14 protein-coding genes, 1 tRNA gene and 1 pseudogene are annotated in these 16,537 nt (G+C 61.9%); all 16 read left to right on the forward strand.

Annotation, left to right across the window (positions count from 1 at the left end; translation table 11 throughout):
• A pseudogene (gene glnQ, locus BN1139_RS21905) lies at positions 1-123 on the forward strand (glutamine ABC transporter ATP-binding protein GlnQ); the annotation flags it as partial.
• Positions 116-913, forward strand: a complete 798-nt coding sequence (locus tag BN1139_RS09425; RefSeq protein ID WP_005351134.1) for an amino acid ABC transporter permease — start codon at positions 116-118, stop codon at positions 911-913. The pseudogene glnQ and the gene BN1139_RS09425, both read left to right, overlap by 8 nt.
• 2 nt (positions 914-915) lie before the next feature.
• Positions 916-1,737, forward strand: a complete 822-nt coding sequence (locus BN1139_RS09430) for a transporter substrate-binding domain-containing protein (protein ID WP_005351133.1) — start codon at positions 916-918, stop codon at positions 1,735-1,737.
• Entirely contained in the window at positions 1,737-2,642 is a 906-nt protein-coding gene (locus BN1139_RS09435) for an amino acid ABC transporter permease (RefSeq protein ID WP_005351132.1), read from the forward strand. The genes BN1139_RS09430 and BN1139_RS09435 overlap by 1 nt, the downstream gene beginning before the upstream one ends.
• The gene (gene mepA, locus BN1139_RS09440) at positions 2,636-3,373 is read left to right on the forward strand and encodes a penicillin-insensitive murein endopeptidase (RefSeq protein ID WP_005351130.1); all 738 of its coding nucleotides are present in this window, start codon (positions 2,636-2,638) and stop codon (positions 3,371-3,373) included. The genes BN1139_RS09435 and mepA overlap by 7 nt, the downstream gene beginning before the upstream one ends.
• Positions 3,374-3,458: 85 nt before the next feature.
• Positions 3,459-4,049, forward strand: coding sequence for a LemA family protein (locus BN1139_RS09445; RefSeq protein WP_005351129.1), 591 nt, complete (start codon positions 3,459-3,461; stop codon positions 4,047-4,049).
• Positions 4,046-4,771: a TPM domain-containing protein gene (locus BN1139_RS09450; protein WP_005351128.1), complete on the forward strand. Its 726-nt coding sequence runs from the start codon at positions 4,046-4,048 to the stop codon at positions 4,769-4,771. Before BN1139_RS09445 ends, BN1139_RS09450 begins: the two co-directional genes overlap by 4 nt.
• Positions 4,772-4,791: 20 nt before the next feature.
• The gene (locus BN1139_RS09455; protein ID WP_005337196.1) at positions 4,792-5,409 is read left to right on the forward strand and encodes a TPM domain-containing protein; all 618 of its coding nucleotides are present in this window, start codon (positions 4,792-4,794) and stop codon (positions 5,407-5,409) included.
• Positions 5,410-5,554: 145 nt separating this feature from the next.
• Positions 5,555-5,642, forward strand: a tRNA-Ser gene (locus tag BN1139_RS09460).
• A gap of 387 nt (positions 5,643-6,029) precedes the next feature.
• The gene (locus BN1139_RS09465; RefSeq protein ID WP_005351127.1) at positions 6,030-6,788 is read left to right on the forward strand and encodes a flagellar motor protein; all 759 of its coding nucleotides are present in this window, start codon (positions 6,030-6,032) and stop codon (positions 6,786-6,788) included.
• Positions 6,766-7,641, forward strand: a complete 876-nt coding sequence (locus BN1139_RS09470) for a flagellar motor protein MotB (protein ID WP_005351126.1) — start codon at positions 6,766-6,768, stop codon at positions 7,639-7,641. The genes BN1139_RS09465 and BN1139_RS09470 overlap by 23 nt, the downstream gene beginning before the upstream one ends.
• A 162-nt stretch (positions 7,642-7,803) precedes the next feature.
• Complete coding sequence (locus BN1139_RS09475; RefSeq protein ID WP_005351125.1) at positions 7,804-9,942, forward strand: TonB-dependent hemoglobin/transferrin/lactoferrin family receptor; 2,139 nt, start codon at positions 7,804-7,806, stop codon at positions 9,940-9,942.
• Entirely contained in the window at positions 9,942-11,948 is a 2,007-nt protein-coding gene (locus BN1139_RS09480) for a prolyl oligopeptidase family serine peptidase (protein WP_005351124.1), read from the forward strand. Before BN1139_RS09475 ends, BN1139_RS09480 begins: the two co-directional genes overlap by 1 nt.
• Entirely contained in the window at positions 11,945-14,392 is a 2,448-nt protein-coding gene (locus BN1139_RS09485; protein WP_005351122.1) for a proprotein convertase P-domain-containing protein, read from the forward strand. The genes BN1139_RS09480 and BN1139_RS09485 overlap by 4 nt, the downstream gene beginning before the upstream one ends.
• A 59-nt stretch (positions 14,393-14,451) precedes the next feature.
• Positions 14,452-15,891, forward strand: coding sequence for an Lcl C-terminal domain-containing protein (locus BN1139_RS09490; RefSeq protein ID WP_005351120.1), 1,440 nt, complete (start codon positions 14,452-14,454; stop codon positions 15,889-15,891).
• A 13-nt stretch (positions 15,892-15,904) separates the two neighbouring features.
• Entirely contained in the window at positions 15,905-16,474 is a 570-nt protein-coding gene (locus BN1139_RS09495) for an Lcl C-terminal domain-containing protein (protein ID WP_005351118.1), read from the forward strand.
• The last annotated feature ends 63 nt before the right edge of the window (positions 16,475-16,537 follow it).

Here is a 16,537-nt window from a genome sequence, read left to right on the forward strand (position 1 = left end):
CGGGTGCTCTTTATGGATGAAGGGAAGATTATCGAGTCTGCCCCGCCCGCCCAGCTGTTCAACGCCCCCCGGCACCCGCGCACCCGGGCCTTCCTCGAACAGGTGCTCAGCTATCATGGCTAGGCTCAATCGTCCCCGCCTGCTTGGCTGGTTGTCAGGCACTGTGATGCTCTCTGCGCTACTGGGCTGGGCGCTCTATAGCGGCGCTCGCCAGATGGGCTATGAGTGGCAGTGGCCGCGGGTGTTGCCCTTTCTCGGCGAATGGGATGAGGGAACCTTTTATGCCGGCCCCTTGCTAAACGGCCTGCTGGTCACTTTGCAGGTGGCGCTGCTCAGTCTGTTGGGCACGATGGCTGTCGGTGTGTGCGTGGTTAGCCTGCGGCTGCTTCCCTCCAGGCTCGGCCCCTGGCTCGCCATCGCCTATCTGGCGCTGGTGCGCACCACGCCCCAGTTGGTGCAGCTCTATATTCTCTATTTCTTGCTGGGCCCCATGCTGGGATTGGCCCCCCTTGCCTGCGCCGTGTTGAGCCTCTCCCTCTATCAGGGGGCCTTCACCGCCGAGGTGCTGCGTGCAGGTGTACAGGCCATTCCCAAAGGACAGTGGGAGGCAGCCCAGTCGCTTGGCTTGTCACGGGCCATCACCCTGCGCAAGGTGATCCTGCCCCAGCTGGTGCGCATCACCTTGCCGCCACTCACCAACGAGCTGGTCTCCCTTATCAAACATTCGGCGCTGGTGAGTGTGATCGCCATCTTCGATCTGACCAACGAAGGGCGTACTCTGGTTGCCGATACGTTTCTGACCTTTGAGGTGTGGTTTACCGTAGCTACCCTCTATTTGCTGTTAACCCTGACGCTGTCAGCCTGTTCGCGGGCGCTGGCCCGTCACCTGAATCCGGATCAACAAGGACGCTAACCATGAATCTGTCATTCAAGACCACCCTGTCGGGCGCAGCCCTGCTGCTGACAAGCTTGCTCACTCCGGCACTGGCGCAAACCGCCCCCTCCGACACCCAGGCGCAGATCGAGCAGAGCGGTACCCTGCGGGTCGGCATGTCCACCTTCGCCCCCTGGGCGATGCGCGACAAGCAAGGGGCGCTAATCGGTTTCGAGATTGACGTGGCCCGTCGCCTCGCCACAGATAACGGCTGGCAGGTAGAATTCGTCCCCACCGCCTGGGATGGCATCATCCCCTCCCTGCTGGCGAAAAAGTATGACGTTATCATCGGCGGCCTCACCATCACCCCCGAGCGGGAGAAGAGCGTGCGCTTCACCCAGGCCTACTCCCATTCGGGGGTGCAGCTGGCCGCCTCCAGCACCATGGCCAAAGAGAAGAAAACCGTGGCGGACTTCAACCAGCGCGGGGTGATCCTGGCGGTACGTCGTGGCGCCTCACCGGTACAGGTGGCAAAAGAACACTTTCCCAAGGCCACCCTGCGCCAGTTTGATGACGAGTCACAGGTATTTCAGGAGGTGTTGAACGGCCGCGCCCACGGCGCCCTCTCCTCTTCCCCGAAACCCGAGCAAGAGGCGCTGCGCCACCCGGATGCCCTCTTTATGCCGTTTGCCGAGCCGTTGGCACAAGGCGATGAAGGCTTTGCCCTGCGCAAGGGGGATGATGCCCTGGCTGAGCAGTTCAACGAGTGGATCGCCGCCCGTCAGGCCGATGGCTGGCTCAAGGCGCGCCATGACTACTGGTTCAAGTCGCTGGCCTGGGAAGCGCAGGTCGCCAACCCCTGATGCTGATTGCTCTAAAAGAGACCATACGGCGCATCGTCCGTGGGGCATGTCGGAACATCAACTGGCTGGATGGGGCGATCGTCCTGATCCTGCTGCTGGCTGGCCTCTGGCTGGCCAGCCGCTTGCACATCGGGGTAGCCTATCAATGGCGCTGGCATGAGGCCTTCGATCTGCTGTTCACCCCTGGCCCTCACGGCGAGTTGCCCTACTTTTTCAGCGGTCTGCTCACCACCTTGCGCATCGCCCTGCTCGGCATGGTGCTGGCGCTGCTGCTCGGCACTGCGCTGGGGGTAGCCGCCTTCAGCCGCCGCCCCTGGCTGGTGATGCCCGCGACCCTGTTTATCCAGCTGATCCGCAATCTGCCACCGCTGGTCTTTATCTTCATCTTCTACTTCTTTATCGCCAACCAGCTGCTGCCTGCGAGCGGCCTCTCCCGCTGGCTCGGCACCGTATCGCTCTCCCCGTGGCAAGAGGCGCTGTTTGGCCCACCTGCCCGCTGGGAGAACCTCATCTCAGGCACCCTCTGCGTTGGCATGATCAGCGCAGCCTTCGTCGCCGAGATCGTCCGCGCCGGGCTGGCCGCCATCCCCCGTGGCCAGTGGGAGGCGGCGCAGAGCCTCGGGCTCTCTCCCTGGGTGCGGCTGCGCCATGTGATCCTGCCGCAGGCCATGCTGCTGATGCTCCCCCCCCTCACCGGCCAGCTCATTGCGCTGGTGAAGGATACCGCCATTGTTTCCCTTATCTCGGTGCAGGAGCTCACCTTCGTCGGCACCGAGATGGCCAACTCCAGCGGACTGGTCTACGAGATCTGGCTGCTGGTGGCCGCGGCCTATTTATTTATATGTTTGAGTCTGTTCGTATTGCTGAGCCGACTCGAAGCAAGACAAGGAGCACGCACATGCTGACGTCCCTGTTGCTGGCGACTGTATTGCAAGCGGAAGCCATCGGTGGTTATGCCGCCGGTTGCCTGAAAAACGGCGTATCCCTACCCCTTGAAGGGCCGGGTTATCAGGTGATCCGCACCAAGCGGCTGCGCTACTACGGCCACCCCGACCTCATCCACTATCTGCAAGCGCTGGCCAACCAGACCCGCATGGCCGGGCTGCCGGATCTCTATATCGCCGATCTGGCGATGGCCCGGGGTGGCCCCTTTACCTCTGGCCATCGCAGCCATCAGACCGGACTTGATGCCGATATCTGGTTTCGTATGGCCAACCGCCCCATCAGCAAATGGGAGCAGGATGCCCCCAAGGAGTGGGCGCTGATCGACGAACCCAGCTACAAGATGTTGCCGGGTCGCTTTGGCCCCCAGCAGCTCACCCTGCTGCGGCTGGCGGCCAGCAAGCCCGAGGTGGCCCGCATCTTCGTCAATCCGGTGATCAAATCCGCGGTCTGCCAGCAGGCTGGTGACGAGCCCTGGGTCGCCAAGCTGCGCCCCTGGGTGGGCCACTTCAGCCACTTCCACTTACGGCTACGCTGCCCGGTAGGCAGCCCCGATTGCGAACCTCAGGCCCCCATTCCGCCCGGCAATGGCTGTGGGGAAGAGCTGGCATCCTGGCTCAAAGACAAGCCCCAGTTGCCCAAGGTCTCCGGCATCAACAAGCGACCTGAGCTACCTGCGCGTTGTGGCAACTGACCCCAAGCTGGTATGGTGGTGCACGCTTGGTCGTACACCATCCATGGCGCACTATCGACTCGAAATACCAAAGGAGAACAACAAGATGGCCACATCACTCTGGCGCAGAACCACGCAGAGCCTGTTGACCCTGACCCTGCTGCTCAGCCTGACCGGCTGCGGCATGAACAATATTCCGACCCTGGATGAGCAGGTCAAGGCGAGCTGGGGACAGGTTGAGAACCAATATCAGCGCCGCGCCGATCTCATTCCCAATCTGGTGGCAACCGTCAAGGGCTACGCCAGCCATGAGCAGGAGACCCTCAAAGCGGTCACCGATGCCCGTGCCCGGGTCGGCAGCGTGCAGGTGAGCGATCCTGCCCAGCTCAAGGAGTTTGAAGCGGCGCAGAACCAGCTCTCCAGCGCCCTCTCTCGCCTGATGGTGGTGGTAGAGCGCTACCCCGAGCTGAAAGCGGATCAGCAGTTCCTTGCCCTGCAGGCCCAACTGGAAGGAACCGAGAACCGCATCTCGGTGGCTCGCCGCGACTATATCGAGGCGGTGCGCCAGTTCAATACCGAGATCCGCACCTTCCCCGGCGTCATCTGGTCCAAGTTGCTCTACTCGGATCTGGAAGCCAAACCCAGTTTCAGTGCCAAACCCGGTGCCGATGAGGCGCCCAAGGTCAGCTTCCAATGAAGATGATGCTGCGCTGGTTTCTTCCCTGTCTGCTGCTCTGGGCCAGTGCCCTGCAAGCGGCACCGGACTTCCCGACGCTGAGCGGACGGGTGGTGGATGAAGCCAGTCTGATGTCCCGCAAACAGGCCCATCAACTGACCCAACAGCTGGCCGCCTTTGAAAAGCGCAGCGGCATCCAGCTGGTGGTGGTCTCTGTCGATAGCCTCGATGGGGAGACTATCGAGGAGTACGGCTACCAGCTCGGTCGCCACTGGGGGATCGGCCAGAAAGGCAAAAACAATGGCGTGTTGTTGCTGATCGCCCAGGATGAGCGCAAGGTGCGGATCGAGGTGGGATATGGGCTGGAAGGCGCCCTGCCCGACGCCATCGCCGCCAACATCATCCATGGCCGCATCCTGCCCGCCTTCAAGCGCGGCGATATGGTGGCCGGGATCATGGCGGGCAGCCAGAGCATCATGAAGGCACTCGCCGGGGAATATCAGCCGGTCGAGCAGCCAAAGAGTGACAACGGTGGCGGCCCCTGGCTGTTTATTCTGGTGGTGATTGCAATGATCGTGCTCCACAACCTGCGCGGGGGTGGTGGCGGTGGGCCGGGAGGACGACGTCGGTCGACCTACATGGCTGGTGGATTGGGTGCCGGCTCCTTTGGTGGTCGCTCCGGCGGCGGATTCAGCGGTGGCGGCGGCAGTTTTGGCGGCGGCGGAGCCTCCGGTGGCTGGTAACAGGAGTAAAGAGACAAATCATGATTTCTAAACAGTTCTTCCACACGCTTCAAGCCAAGGTGCGCGAAGCGGAGCTAGAGACTGATGCTGAACTGGTCACCGTACTGGCCCCGGCCAGCGATGGCTATCGCTACATTCCCACCCTCTGGGCGGCGCTGCTGGCGATGCTCACCCCGCTGCTGGTGTTCCAGCTCGGCTTCTGGCTCGGCTGGTACGAAATCCTGCTGGTACAGTGGTCGGTCTGGCTGCTGCTGAGCCTGCTGTTCCACTGGACCCCCATCAAGATGCGGCTCATCCCGAAGAAGGTTCGCCAGCACCGGGCGGCCCTGATGGCCCGCCTGCAATTTGTCGAGCAGGGGCTGCACCGCACCCGCGACCGGCTCGGGGTGCTGATCTTCGTCTCGGCCGCCGAGCACTATGTAGAAATACTGGTGGATGACGGCATCGCCCAGCATATCGACAACGGCCAGTGGCAGGAGATCATCGACGACTTCGTGGCACGAGTGCGCAACAAGGAGATCGAACAGGGTTTTCTGGAGTGCGTAGAGCGCGTTAGCGCCATTCTGACCGACGCCTTCCCGGCCACCCGGGATCAAAACGAGCTGCCGGACAGTCTGATCATCCTCGACAAGCCCTGATCCGGTTTAAAAAACCGGCATTCTGCGCAAGGGTTAGGCATTCGGAAAAGATTATGAAAAATAAGGGGAAAAGAGGTTGACCCACACAGCCCTTTCCCCTAAATTACGCCCCGTTCCAGCGCAACAGCGCAGCGAACGAAAATTTGGTGAGGTGTCCGAGTGGCTGAAGGAGCACGCCTGGAAAGTGTGTATACGGCAACGTATCGAGGGTTCGAATCCCTCCCTCACCGCCAAATCTAAAAAAACCGACCTCAGGGTCGGTTTTTTGCTTTCCGGCAAACGCAAACACCTATGCCGACAAGTGAGCCAGAGCCACGCAGTGGCGGATCATCCACGCGCTCCCCCCAAGTTTGCAAAGCCCTGATGGAACATCACCGCTTTTCGTATTACCAGCTCCCGCCCCCTACCTTGCTTTTGTGATTGCCCCACCCAACAAGCGCTCCTTCCTGTCACAACAGGAGCAACAAGATGATTGCAATGCCATCTTATGGCCGCAACACGCCTTCTTTTATGGACGTTACCCAGCGCCCATTAATTGCTCAGCGATTGGATTTCATTTTGAAAAACTGATACTTAAGTAGCTACACTAGCCATTATCAACATGCAGGGACGTGTAAAAGATGAGCTTGATTGGCTTGGTACTGGCGTTGATCGCCATCCTTGGCGGCAACATGATCGAGGGTGGTCATCCCAGTGCACTGCTCGATCTGCCCGCATTTCTTATCGTGATAGGTGGCACCATAGGTGCTGCGCTGACCCAGTTCCCCTTCTCCGTTGTCGGCAGCACCATGAGGCGTTTCAAATGGCTGCTCTCCCCCCTCAAACTCGACCTGCTGGAGCAGGCACAGTTGCTGGAGACCCTGGCAGGCAACGCCCGCCGCAGCGGTATGCTGGCGCTGGAAGGGATGATCGAGGAGATCAAGGATCCCTTCCTGAAGAAAGGGGTGCAGATGATGGTCGATGGCTACGAGAAGGCCAAAATCCACGAGGTGCTGGAGAACGAGATCGAGTTCGAGCAGGAAGATCTCGAACAGACGGTCAAATTCTATGAAGCCATGGGCGGCTACTGCCCGACCATGGGGATCGTCGGGGCGGTATTTGGCCTGATCCACGCCATGGGTCTGCTGGATGCCCCCGACAAGCTGGGCGGCGCCATCGCGGTGGCCTTTATCGCCACCATCTATGGGGTATCCGCCGCCAACCTGATCTTCTTGCCGTTCGGCAACCGCTACAAAGGGTTTGCCCACCAGATCCGCCACTACAAGGAGATGACCCTGACCGGCATCCTCTGCATCGTGGATGGCGAATCCCAAGCGCGCCTGCAAGTTACCCTCGAACCTTATCTGGGAGGTCACGGTGGCCAAAAAGAAAAAGGCTGAAGCACCGGAGAACCATGAACGCTGGCTGGTCTCCTATGCCGACTTCATGACCCTGCTGTTCGCCCTGTTTGTGGTGCTCTACTCCTTTGCCATGGCCAAGCAGTCCGAAACCCGGGTACTTATCCAGGGCTTTATCGAGTCGCTGGGTAAAATCGGCCTCATCTCCCCGCCTGCCGGCTCCCCCTTGATGCAGGGGGGCACAGGGATTCTCGAGCCAGAATCAAAAACTACGCCGAGCAGCCCGAAAGAGGAGACTGTGCTGGAGAAAGATGCCCCCATGGCGGCATCGGACCCCTTCAACGAGACCATAGGTGCCTCGGAAAAACCGAGCGCCACCGAAGCCTGGCCCCACAAGACCCAGGAGCAGGAGTGGGTGCAGGTGACCAAGCAGAAGCTGGAGCAGCAGCTAAAGGCCCAGATTGAATCGAAGGATCTGGAGGTCGAGCAGCTTGGCAGTCAGCTGGTGATCCGCATCGGCGAGAAGGCGCTGTTTCCCGCCGATTCGGCGTTCCTGCAGCCCCAGTTCATCCCGCTGGTCAACAAGATCGCAGGCATTCTGGCCAATATCCCGGGGCAGGTAGTGGTCACCGGTCATACCGACAACTCCCAGGCGCCGGTGGAGCTTTATCGCAATAACTGGGAGCTCTCGGTGCTGCGGGCCTCTTCCATCGTGCAAACCATGCTGACCAACCCCCAGCTGGATGCCAGACGAGTCATCGCTCAGGGGGTTGCCGACACTCAACCCCGCTTTGCCAATGACACCCCCGAACATCGCCAGGCGAACCGCCGGGTCGATATCACCCTCTCTCAAGGCAAGGCAGCAGAAGAGTCGCTGCAACTGCTCAAGCCCTGATCCCCCCGCTCCCGCTTCGCGCGGGAGCCTCTTTTTAAAAACAAATAACTCAATAACATCAACACCATAAGATCTTAATGATAATGATTGCCATTTATTGTCAAGTGGTCAGGCCTCTGCAATAATGCCGCCCCTCAGGCTTAAATAAAAACAATTATCATTATGAACAAACTGCTTCAGGCATGGCCGGCACTCCTGTGTGCCTCCGCTAGCGCGGCCGATCTTCCCCCTGTGGAGAAGGCTCGCAGCGACGACACCATCATTGTCACCGGGCAACGGGTACAACAGAAACTCTCCGATGTCTCCGGCTCCATCACCGTCATCACTCAGGAAGAGCTGGACCGTCAGGTCGCCAGCGAGCTGACCCATGTGTTTCGCAAGATCCCCGGTGTCTCGGTCACCGGCTCTGCCGGGCGACCGCAAAACATCAGCGTGCGCGGCATCGGTGGCAACCGTATCCTGCTGATCAAGGATGGGGTGCGCGTCAGCGACGGCTTTGGCGCCGACAACATCAATGACAAGGTGGGTCGCTTCAACTTCGATCTCGATGACATCAAACAGATTGAGGTGGCCAAGGGGGCCGGCTCCTCCCTGCATGGCTCCGATGCCATCGGCGGTACCGTGGTGATGAATACCAAGCAGCCAGAAGATTATCTGCAACAGCAAGATAGCTATCTGGCGGCCAAGACCCTCTACGGTGGCGACAGCAACAAGAAGAAGCTCAGCATGACCGGCGCGGTACGGGCACTGGAGAGCGAACATCTGTTGCGCCTCTCCGGCTGGCGTGGCAACGAAACCGCCAACTTTGAGGAGAACCGCATTCCGGCTGATTTGGATGGCATGAGTGCCTCCACCAGCAGCCGCCTCCCCCTCAATACCCATCACGCTCTGCGGCTGGAGCTGGACTACTACGAGGATCACGCCAAACGCCAGATGGGGCCCAAAGCGGTGCCCCAACCCGATGGCAGCTGGGACGTGGTCGGTTTTCAGGAAGATGGCGATCAGCGCACCCAGGGCGGCAAGTTCAGCTGGGAAGCCAGCGATCTGGGCATGGTCGATACCCTCAACTGGAGCCTGTTTGGCAATCAGTCCCGCAACGAGGCCAACCAGCGCCAGCTGCTGCGCAACGATGCCCTGAGCGGCTATCCCAGATATCGCAGCCAGCGCACCCTCTCCACATTCGAGGAGCTGCGCCTTGGCAGCGAGCTGGAGTTGCAGAGCAAGCTGAGCACCGGCTCGCTGGATCACACCTTCAGCTACGGTGTGGAGCTGGAGCAGGCCAACCACGAGCGGCCGGTCAGCAATCTGACCCTGGAAGATGGCATCACCACCCAGGGACAGAAAGCCCCCTTCAGCAAGGCCGAGACCCGCCGCGATGGCATCTGGCTGAGCGATGTGATCGATCTGGGCAACTGGCAGTTTACCCCGACCCTGCGCTTTGACCGCCAGCGCCTGCGCGCACTGGACAGTAATCTGGCCGAGAACCACAGCGACCACCTCTCCCCCAGTGTGGCGGCCAGTTACCGCTTCAACGAAACATGGCGCAGCTGGCTCAGCTATGCCAACGGCTTCCGTGCCCCCGCTTACGATCAGGTTTACGGCAACATTCCCCACTACTTTGCCATGCCGCCATTCGAGATCATTGCCAACCCCAACCTCAAGGAGGAGACCAGCCACAGTCTGGAGTGGGGAGTGAATGGCCAAAGCGACAACTGGAGCGTCAAACCGGCCGTTTTCTACAACCGCTACTACAACTTCATCGATTGGCGCCAGACCGGTTTTCGCCTCGATGACGGTGTCTTCCTGCGCCAATATCGCAACGTTGCCAAAGCAGAAACCTGGGGCGCCGAGCTGGCCGCCAGTCTCTGGCTTAGCGACGAGTGGGAGCTTTCGACCAATCTGGCCTGGATGGATGGCAAGGATCACCGCGGTGAGCCGCTGCGCACCCAGACACCGCTGGAAGGCAACACCACCCTGCGCTGGCAACAGCTCGACTGGGGGGTTGAGCTCAGTGGCAACTATGCCGCCGCCATGACCAAGGTGCCCCAGTGCGCCAATGCGCAGACTGGCTACAACGGTGCCTGCCAGAGCAGCGCAGGCTGGTTCAGCCTGGATCTCACCGGCGACTGGCAGATCACCGAGGCGCTCAAGGTCAATGCCACCATCGGCAACCTGCTCGATACCCGCTACGTCCGCTATCAGGATGTGGCCGGACTTCCGGCTGGCAGCGACACCTCCCTCTACAGCCAGAGCGGCCGCTACCTGTCAGCCAGCCTCAGCTACCGTTTCGTGGGGATGTGATGAAACATCATGCAATCATGGCGGCCCTGTTGGCCGCCCCGTTGGCGTGGGCGCAAGAGGCCCTGCCACCGCCGATCCCGTCCCAGCCACACCTGATTTCAGGCAGTCCCGTACGCCAGGATCCCTACTTCTGGTTGCGGGACGAGAGCCGCAGCAACCCGGCCATACTCGCCCTGCTCAAGCAGCAAAATCGCTGGAGCGAGCAGCAACTCGCCGCGCAGCAGCCGCTGGAAGCAACCTTGCGCGCCGAGTTTGCCCGCAATCCGGCGGGGGAACCCGTGCCAGACAACTGGCTTGCCCGCGGCGATCAGGCATGGCAGCTGCGCCCGGATGGCTCACTCTGGCAACGCCACGGGGGCAAGGTGCAGCAGCGGCTTCCCGCCAGAGCGGGTGAGGGCTATTACGAAGCGGGCGGCTGGGCACTGAGCCCGGATAACCGCACACTGGCCATCGCCGAAGACAGGCGCGGCGATCTCGACTATCAGGTCACCCTGCTCGATCTCCAGAGCGGCAAGGTGCTGGCCAGTTTGGCACAGCGCAGCGCTGATATCGCCTGGTCACAAGATGGTCGCACCCTCTACACCATCGCCAACGAGCGCTACACCCTGCGCCCCTGGCAGCTGCGCGGCTGGCAGGATGGCCAGGAGCAGACTCTCTATGAGGAGCAGGATCCCGCCTGGCTGCTCAGCCTCTATCGCACCACGGATGGCCAACATCTGGTGTTGCAGGGCAACAACCACGACAGTTCGGAGCAGTACCTGCTCGACTCGGGCAAGCCGCAGCAGGTCAAACCCCGCCAGCGCGGGGTGGAATACTATCTGGACAGTCAATCCGGCTGGGTGATCAAGAGCAACCGGGAGGGGGCGTTTGCCCTCTACTCAGCCAGCACGCCGCTCAGTGAGTGGCAGCGCCTGTGGCCCGCCAAAGAGGAGGATCTCGGCGATCCCGAGAAGTGGCGACTGTTTGATCGCCATCTGGTGGTGCAGTTTCGCCAGCAGGGGGAGGATTGCCTCGCCCTGCTCGACCGCAACGGCCATGAACGCCAGCGCCTGCCGCTGGCCAGTGGCGCCGGTACCGGCTGGCTGCAAGGAGAACATGACCCGGCCAGCGACCGCATTCTGGTGCGCAGTCAGGGCTTGAGCCAGCCCCCCGGCCAACGCTGGCTGGATTTGAACAGCGGCCACTGGATCAACGACCAGCACACCGCAGGCAATAAAGCATTGCCCTATCAGAGCGAGCGGCGCTGGGTCACCTCCGACGATGGCACCCGGGTGCCTGTCTCGCTGGTGTGGCGCAAGGATCTGGCCCCTCGCGCCGTACTGCTCTACGGCTATGGCGCCTATGGCACGCCGATGCGCCCCTACTACCAGAAAGAGCTGTTAAGCCTGCTGGATCGGGGCTTTGTCTACGCCATCGCCCATGTGCGCGGCGGCGGCATGCTGGGGGAGCAGTGGACCCGCGACGGACGGGGCATCCACAAGCAGAACGGCATCAGCGACTTTATCGCAGCCGGTCACGCCCTGCGCCACTGGTCGCCCGACTCTGCTCCCCTGCCCCTGTTTGCCATGGGGGGCAGCGCGGGGGGCACGCTGGTTGCTGCGGCCCTAAACCAGCAACCGACACTCTTTAGCGGCGCCGTGTTGCAGGTCCCCTTCGTCGATATGCTCGGCACCATGAGCGATCCTGCCCTCCCCTTGACCCGTCAGGAGTACCAGGAGTGGGGCAATCCGGCCAAGCCCGCAGAGTATCAGGCGATGCGCCGCATCAGCCCCTACGACAACCTGCACCGCGCCCCCTACCCGCCCCTGCTGGTCACTACCGCCCTGCACGACAGCCAGGTGCCCTACTGGGAGCCGGTCAAGTGGCTGGCCCGCCTGCGGGAGCACAGCACGGGCTCCGGCCCCTACCTGCTGCTGACCGAACTGGAGGGAGGCCACCGCGCCGGTGGTGGCGATCGGGCTCGTGAATTTGCCTTCTTGTTGCATCTGGCGGGGATCAATCAATGACCCTGCCGCTGATTGGGAGTACCACTATGAAACCCCTGTTGCCCGCCCTCTTGCTGGGGCTGGCTGGCTTTTCCACTCAGGCCGCCGAACTGCGTTTTGTCGAACAGGACGCCCCGGCCGATACCCGCCTCTGGCTCGAACAGCAGCTCGGCATCACCCTGAGTAATGCCCCGGCCTACCAGCGCCAAGGCAAGCTGGGCCACTATCTGCACTATCGCCAGCAGCTCAATGGCGCGCCGATCGCCGGCCTGATGGCCGCCGTCAGTCTCGATGAGCAGGGTCGCCCGTGGCGTCTTTATCACAATACCCGGCTGATGCAGGCACAGGCGGCGCCATGTGATGAGGCAAGCCGTGCCGGGGTGGATGCCTATACCGCCACGCTGGATAGTACGGTGTGGCAATTCGCTGGCAGTGACGAAGCCCAGCCCTGGTACTGGCAGGATGGCGACACCCTGACTGCGGCCTGGCGTCTGCTGGCGGTGGAAAGCCAGCCGGGCAACAGCAAAAGCAGCCACTGGCAACTGTTTGTCACCTGCGATGGCAGCGCCCTGCTGGGGCGCACGCTGCAAGAGGCCAACACCCGTGCCGAAGCGGTCCCGCTGGCAGGGGAAGCGGCCACGGTGCAGGCCCGCATCTTTGCCCTCGACCCACGCACTCAGCTGCAAGATGGCAATTTGCTGTGGCGCCACGATCTGGTGCTGGACAACGGGGCCTATCACACCGTCCCGCTCACGGTACAAAAGGTGGATGACACCTACCAGCTGAGTGGCCCACGCGCCCGGGTCGTGGATGGTACGGCGCCGGAAACTGCCCCCTTTAGCAGCCCTGATACCGATGGCTTCCAGTTGGATCATCAGCAGCCCGCCTTCCTCGATATCAATGGCTACTACCATCTGGATCTGGCCCAGCGCCATGTGGAATCCCTTGGCTACCCGACGCTGATGGGCGGCCCCCTGGCCATCGATACCGATGCCGGGGAGCAGGACAACTCCCTCTATGACCCCTTCCTGCGCCGGTTGGAAATTGGCCGGATAGGGGTGCCCGATGCGGAAGATCCCATGGTGATCTGGCACGAGTTTGGCCATGCGGTGCAGCACCATATCCTGCCCGACATGGGAGAAGAGGGTGACTGGGGCGCCATCGGCGAGGGCTTTAGCGACTATCTGGCCGCCAGCTGGCGCCAGCGTAGTCCAGAGGCTCGCCAGTTCGAGCCTTTCATGGTCTTCAACTGGGATGCCAGGATCAGCGGCCGGACGCCCCGTCAGCTCGATGATCTGCGGGCGCGCTATCATCCGGGCTTCCTCTATCCGGCTCACCTCACCATCAACGGCAGCAACGGCGACCAGCTGTGGGGCACCCCGCTCTTCACCGCGCTGCGCCAGGCCGTTGAACAATATGGCGAGGTAGCCCGTGACGAGTTCGATACCCTGCTGATTGAATCCCACTTCGGCCTCGGCCCGCAGGTGCGGATGCCCCAGCTGGCGCGGGTCACCGTGGATACCGCCAACCGCCTCTATCCGGATCGCAGTTATGGCAAGCTGCTGGAGCAGGCCTTCCGCCACCACGCCCTGCTGCCCACGCCCATCGCGGCCCGCCTTGCCGATGACAGCTACCTGTTGCCCGGGGAGAAAAAGAGCCTCGCCATCGAATTGACCAACCAGAGCGGCCGCCCCCTGACCGTGGCTGACGCCAGCCTGCTCCCGACCAAGGGACTCATGGGTGACGGTCACTGGCAGGGAGAGCTCAACGCCGATGGCACCGCCCGCTGGACCCTGCCGCTGGAAGCAGCGAGCAACCTGACCTGTGGCGAGGCAGTCACCTTGCCGCTGCAGTTCCAGCTCACCCTGCCCAGCCCCACCGAGCGCCAGACCCGCCTTGACCTGCAACTGCCGATCGGTGAACCGCTCTGGCAGCGGGCCATCGGCCAGGGTGGCCAGATCAAAGATGCGGTGAGCGGTGAGCGGCACGGCCTGTCCCGCTTCACTCTCACCCTGCCCGAGAGCAAGGCCCGCATCGACAGCGGATTCGTGGTTGCCCTCGATCTGGAGCACAGCAAGCTGGAGCAGCTGGAGATCTGGCTCACCTCCCCTTACGGCACCCGGATCAGCCTGTGGAACAAGGGTTACGCCAGCCATACCCGGCTCAAGGGGGAGTTCCCCCGTGAACTGGTACCGTTCGAATCACTCGATAAGCTGCACGGCGAACCGCTCGCTGGCCGCTGGCTGCTGGAGATCAACGACACCAGCGCCGGTGACACCGGTCAGTTGCGCAACTGGCGGGTAGCCCAGCAAGTCGGCGCCCGCTGTGACAAGGATGAAGCCCTGCCCAACACCGGCATCATTCCCCTTGAGCAGGATGAAGGGGGTGGCGGCACGACTTCCCCCCTGCTGCTGTTGCTGGCCCTCTGGCCCCGCCTCTGGCGCCGGAGCACCCCGCGCCGTTGAATCCTGCACCACGGGGGTTACCGCCCCCGTGAACCTGTGACCGAATCAAGGAATGTGAAGTGAAACCATCCGTACTGGTTATTGCAACCCTCTCAGCCCTGCTCAGCGCCTGTGGCGGCGGGGAAGATAACGCACCACTGGCGATCCCGGACTACCGGGTCGATGTCGTCCTGCCGACTGTCGGTACCCTGTGCGCCGATCTGGATCAGAATTGGCAATGTGATCCTGCCGACCCTGCCGTCAGCGGCGAAGGAGTTGTGGCCTTGGTCAGCCGTTCGGCCAACATCGTCAACTCGCCCCTGCTGTTCGTACCGAGGAGCGGTGGGCTGCTGCTGGCACATCCGGCCGCCAAAGGGGATCCACAACGGCTGCAACCAACCCTGCTCAGTACCCTGTGGCAGAGCCGCATTGCCGAAGGGGTGGCCGCCGATCGCGCACTGACGCAGCTGCTGGCCGACCTCGCGCCGCTGCAACCGGGCAGCGACCGCGCGGCCCTCGCAGGTCTCGGCCAGTTTGATCAGGCGCTACAGCAGGTGGCGATCAGCTTGCAGCAACAGGCCCGCACACGCCTTGCCACCGCCAAGGAGACCCAGTTGCTCACCACCAGCTATCGCGCCATCAGCCTGATGCTGGCGCAATTGGCTCAGGAGTGGCAGCGTAACGGCCAGTTTGCCGAAGAGACCCAAAGCGAGCTACTGACCCTGCTGGTGCAGCAGCAGCCACGCAACCTGCTGACCGTCACCGGCGTCACCACCTTCAGCGATGGCAACGATCCGCTGCTGGAACAGGAGCCCGACGACTATCCGGGACAAGATGCCAGCTGGAATCGCACTCGTCCCCAGCTTGCCTATCGCAAACTAGATGATCGCGGTCAGGCGCTCCCTGACAACGCGCCGAGCTGGCAGTGCGTCAAGGATCTCAATACCGGTCTGGTGTGGGAGGTCAAATCGGATGATCCCTTGAGTCCTGACTGGAAAAGCAGACCCTTTGCCTATGAGGATGAGCAGTTCAAGGCGACCGCAGGCGAGCAGCAAGAGGCCTACCAGCATATTCATAAGAGGATCGAACAGCTCACCGCCGAAGGAGATCTGGCGGCCCTCGCCCGGGCACAGGCGCTGACCACCATGCTGACCACCCGCGCGTATCAGCAGTGGCTCAATGGCGAGCAGCGCTGCGGCATCAGCCAGTGGCGGCTGCCCACCATGGGTGAGCTGATGTCACTGATGCACTACGGTAGCCTGGCCAAGGACCCGCTGGGTCAGCGCATCATCGTGGACACCCGTTACTTCCCGGATATCGCCTCCTCGGAAGATGACACCTACCATGGCTACTACTGGAGCGCCACCAGCAACACCGCCCAGCGCTTCTCCGGTGGTCCCATCAGCAAACGCACAGTCCTGCTCCTGGGAGAAGATGCGGGCACCACCTATCCCGCGCTGGTGCAGCAAGATACCTATATCGAGCTGATGCAAGTACGACTGGTCGCCACTCCCCAATAATCCGAGGAATATCATGAGCCTTTATCGCTTTTCGTTCGCCATGCTGGCACTGCTGGCCCCCCTGGCCCACGGTGCTGCCATTTGTGATGACACCATGGATCGCACCGCCCCCTCTGCCCGTTTTCTTGACCATGGCAACGGCACCGTCACGGATCAACACACCGGCCTCACCTGGATGCGCTGCAAACTGGGGCAGACATGGAGTGGCAGCAGTTGCCTGGGGGAACCGACCGTTTACTACTGGCAGCAGGGGCTGCAAGTGGCGGAGCGGATCCGCAGTGACAGCAGCCATGCTCTCTATCACTTCGGCGGTATCAGCCAGTGGCGCCTGCCCGACATCAAGGAGCTGGCGACCCTGGTCGAGCACGCCTGCTACAAGCCCTCTCTCAATGAAGCCATTTTCCCGCGCGCCATGGCGGGGGGCGGTAAAGAGGTCAATGAGGGCTATGTCTATCTGATGAGCAGCACGGTAACCTCCGCCAATGGTCAGCGGGCGTATCTGGATATCACCTCGGGAGATATCGGTCTTCGCTCCATTGGCGCCTACCCGGATCAGGTCTTGCTGGTCGCCAATAAACCCTGACCGCCCCACGCTCGAAACCGGAACGCGATGACAGGAGAGGCTTGAAAGCCTCTCTTTTTATTG

Origin of the sequence: Aeromonas veronii bv. veronii, from assembly GCF_000820225.1 — a bacterium.
In the GTDB taxonomy this organism is placed as follows: domain Bacteria; phylum Pseudomonadota; class Gammaproteobacteria; order Enterobacterales; family Aeromonadaceae; genus Aeromonas; species Aeromonas veronii.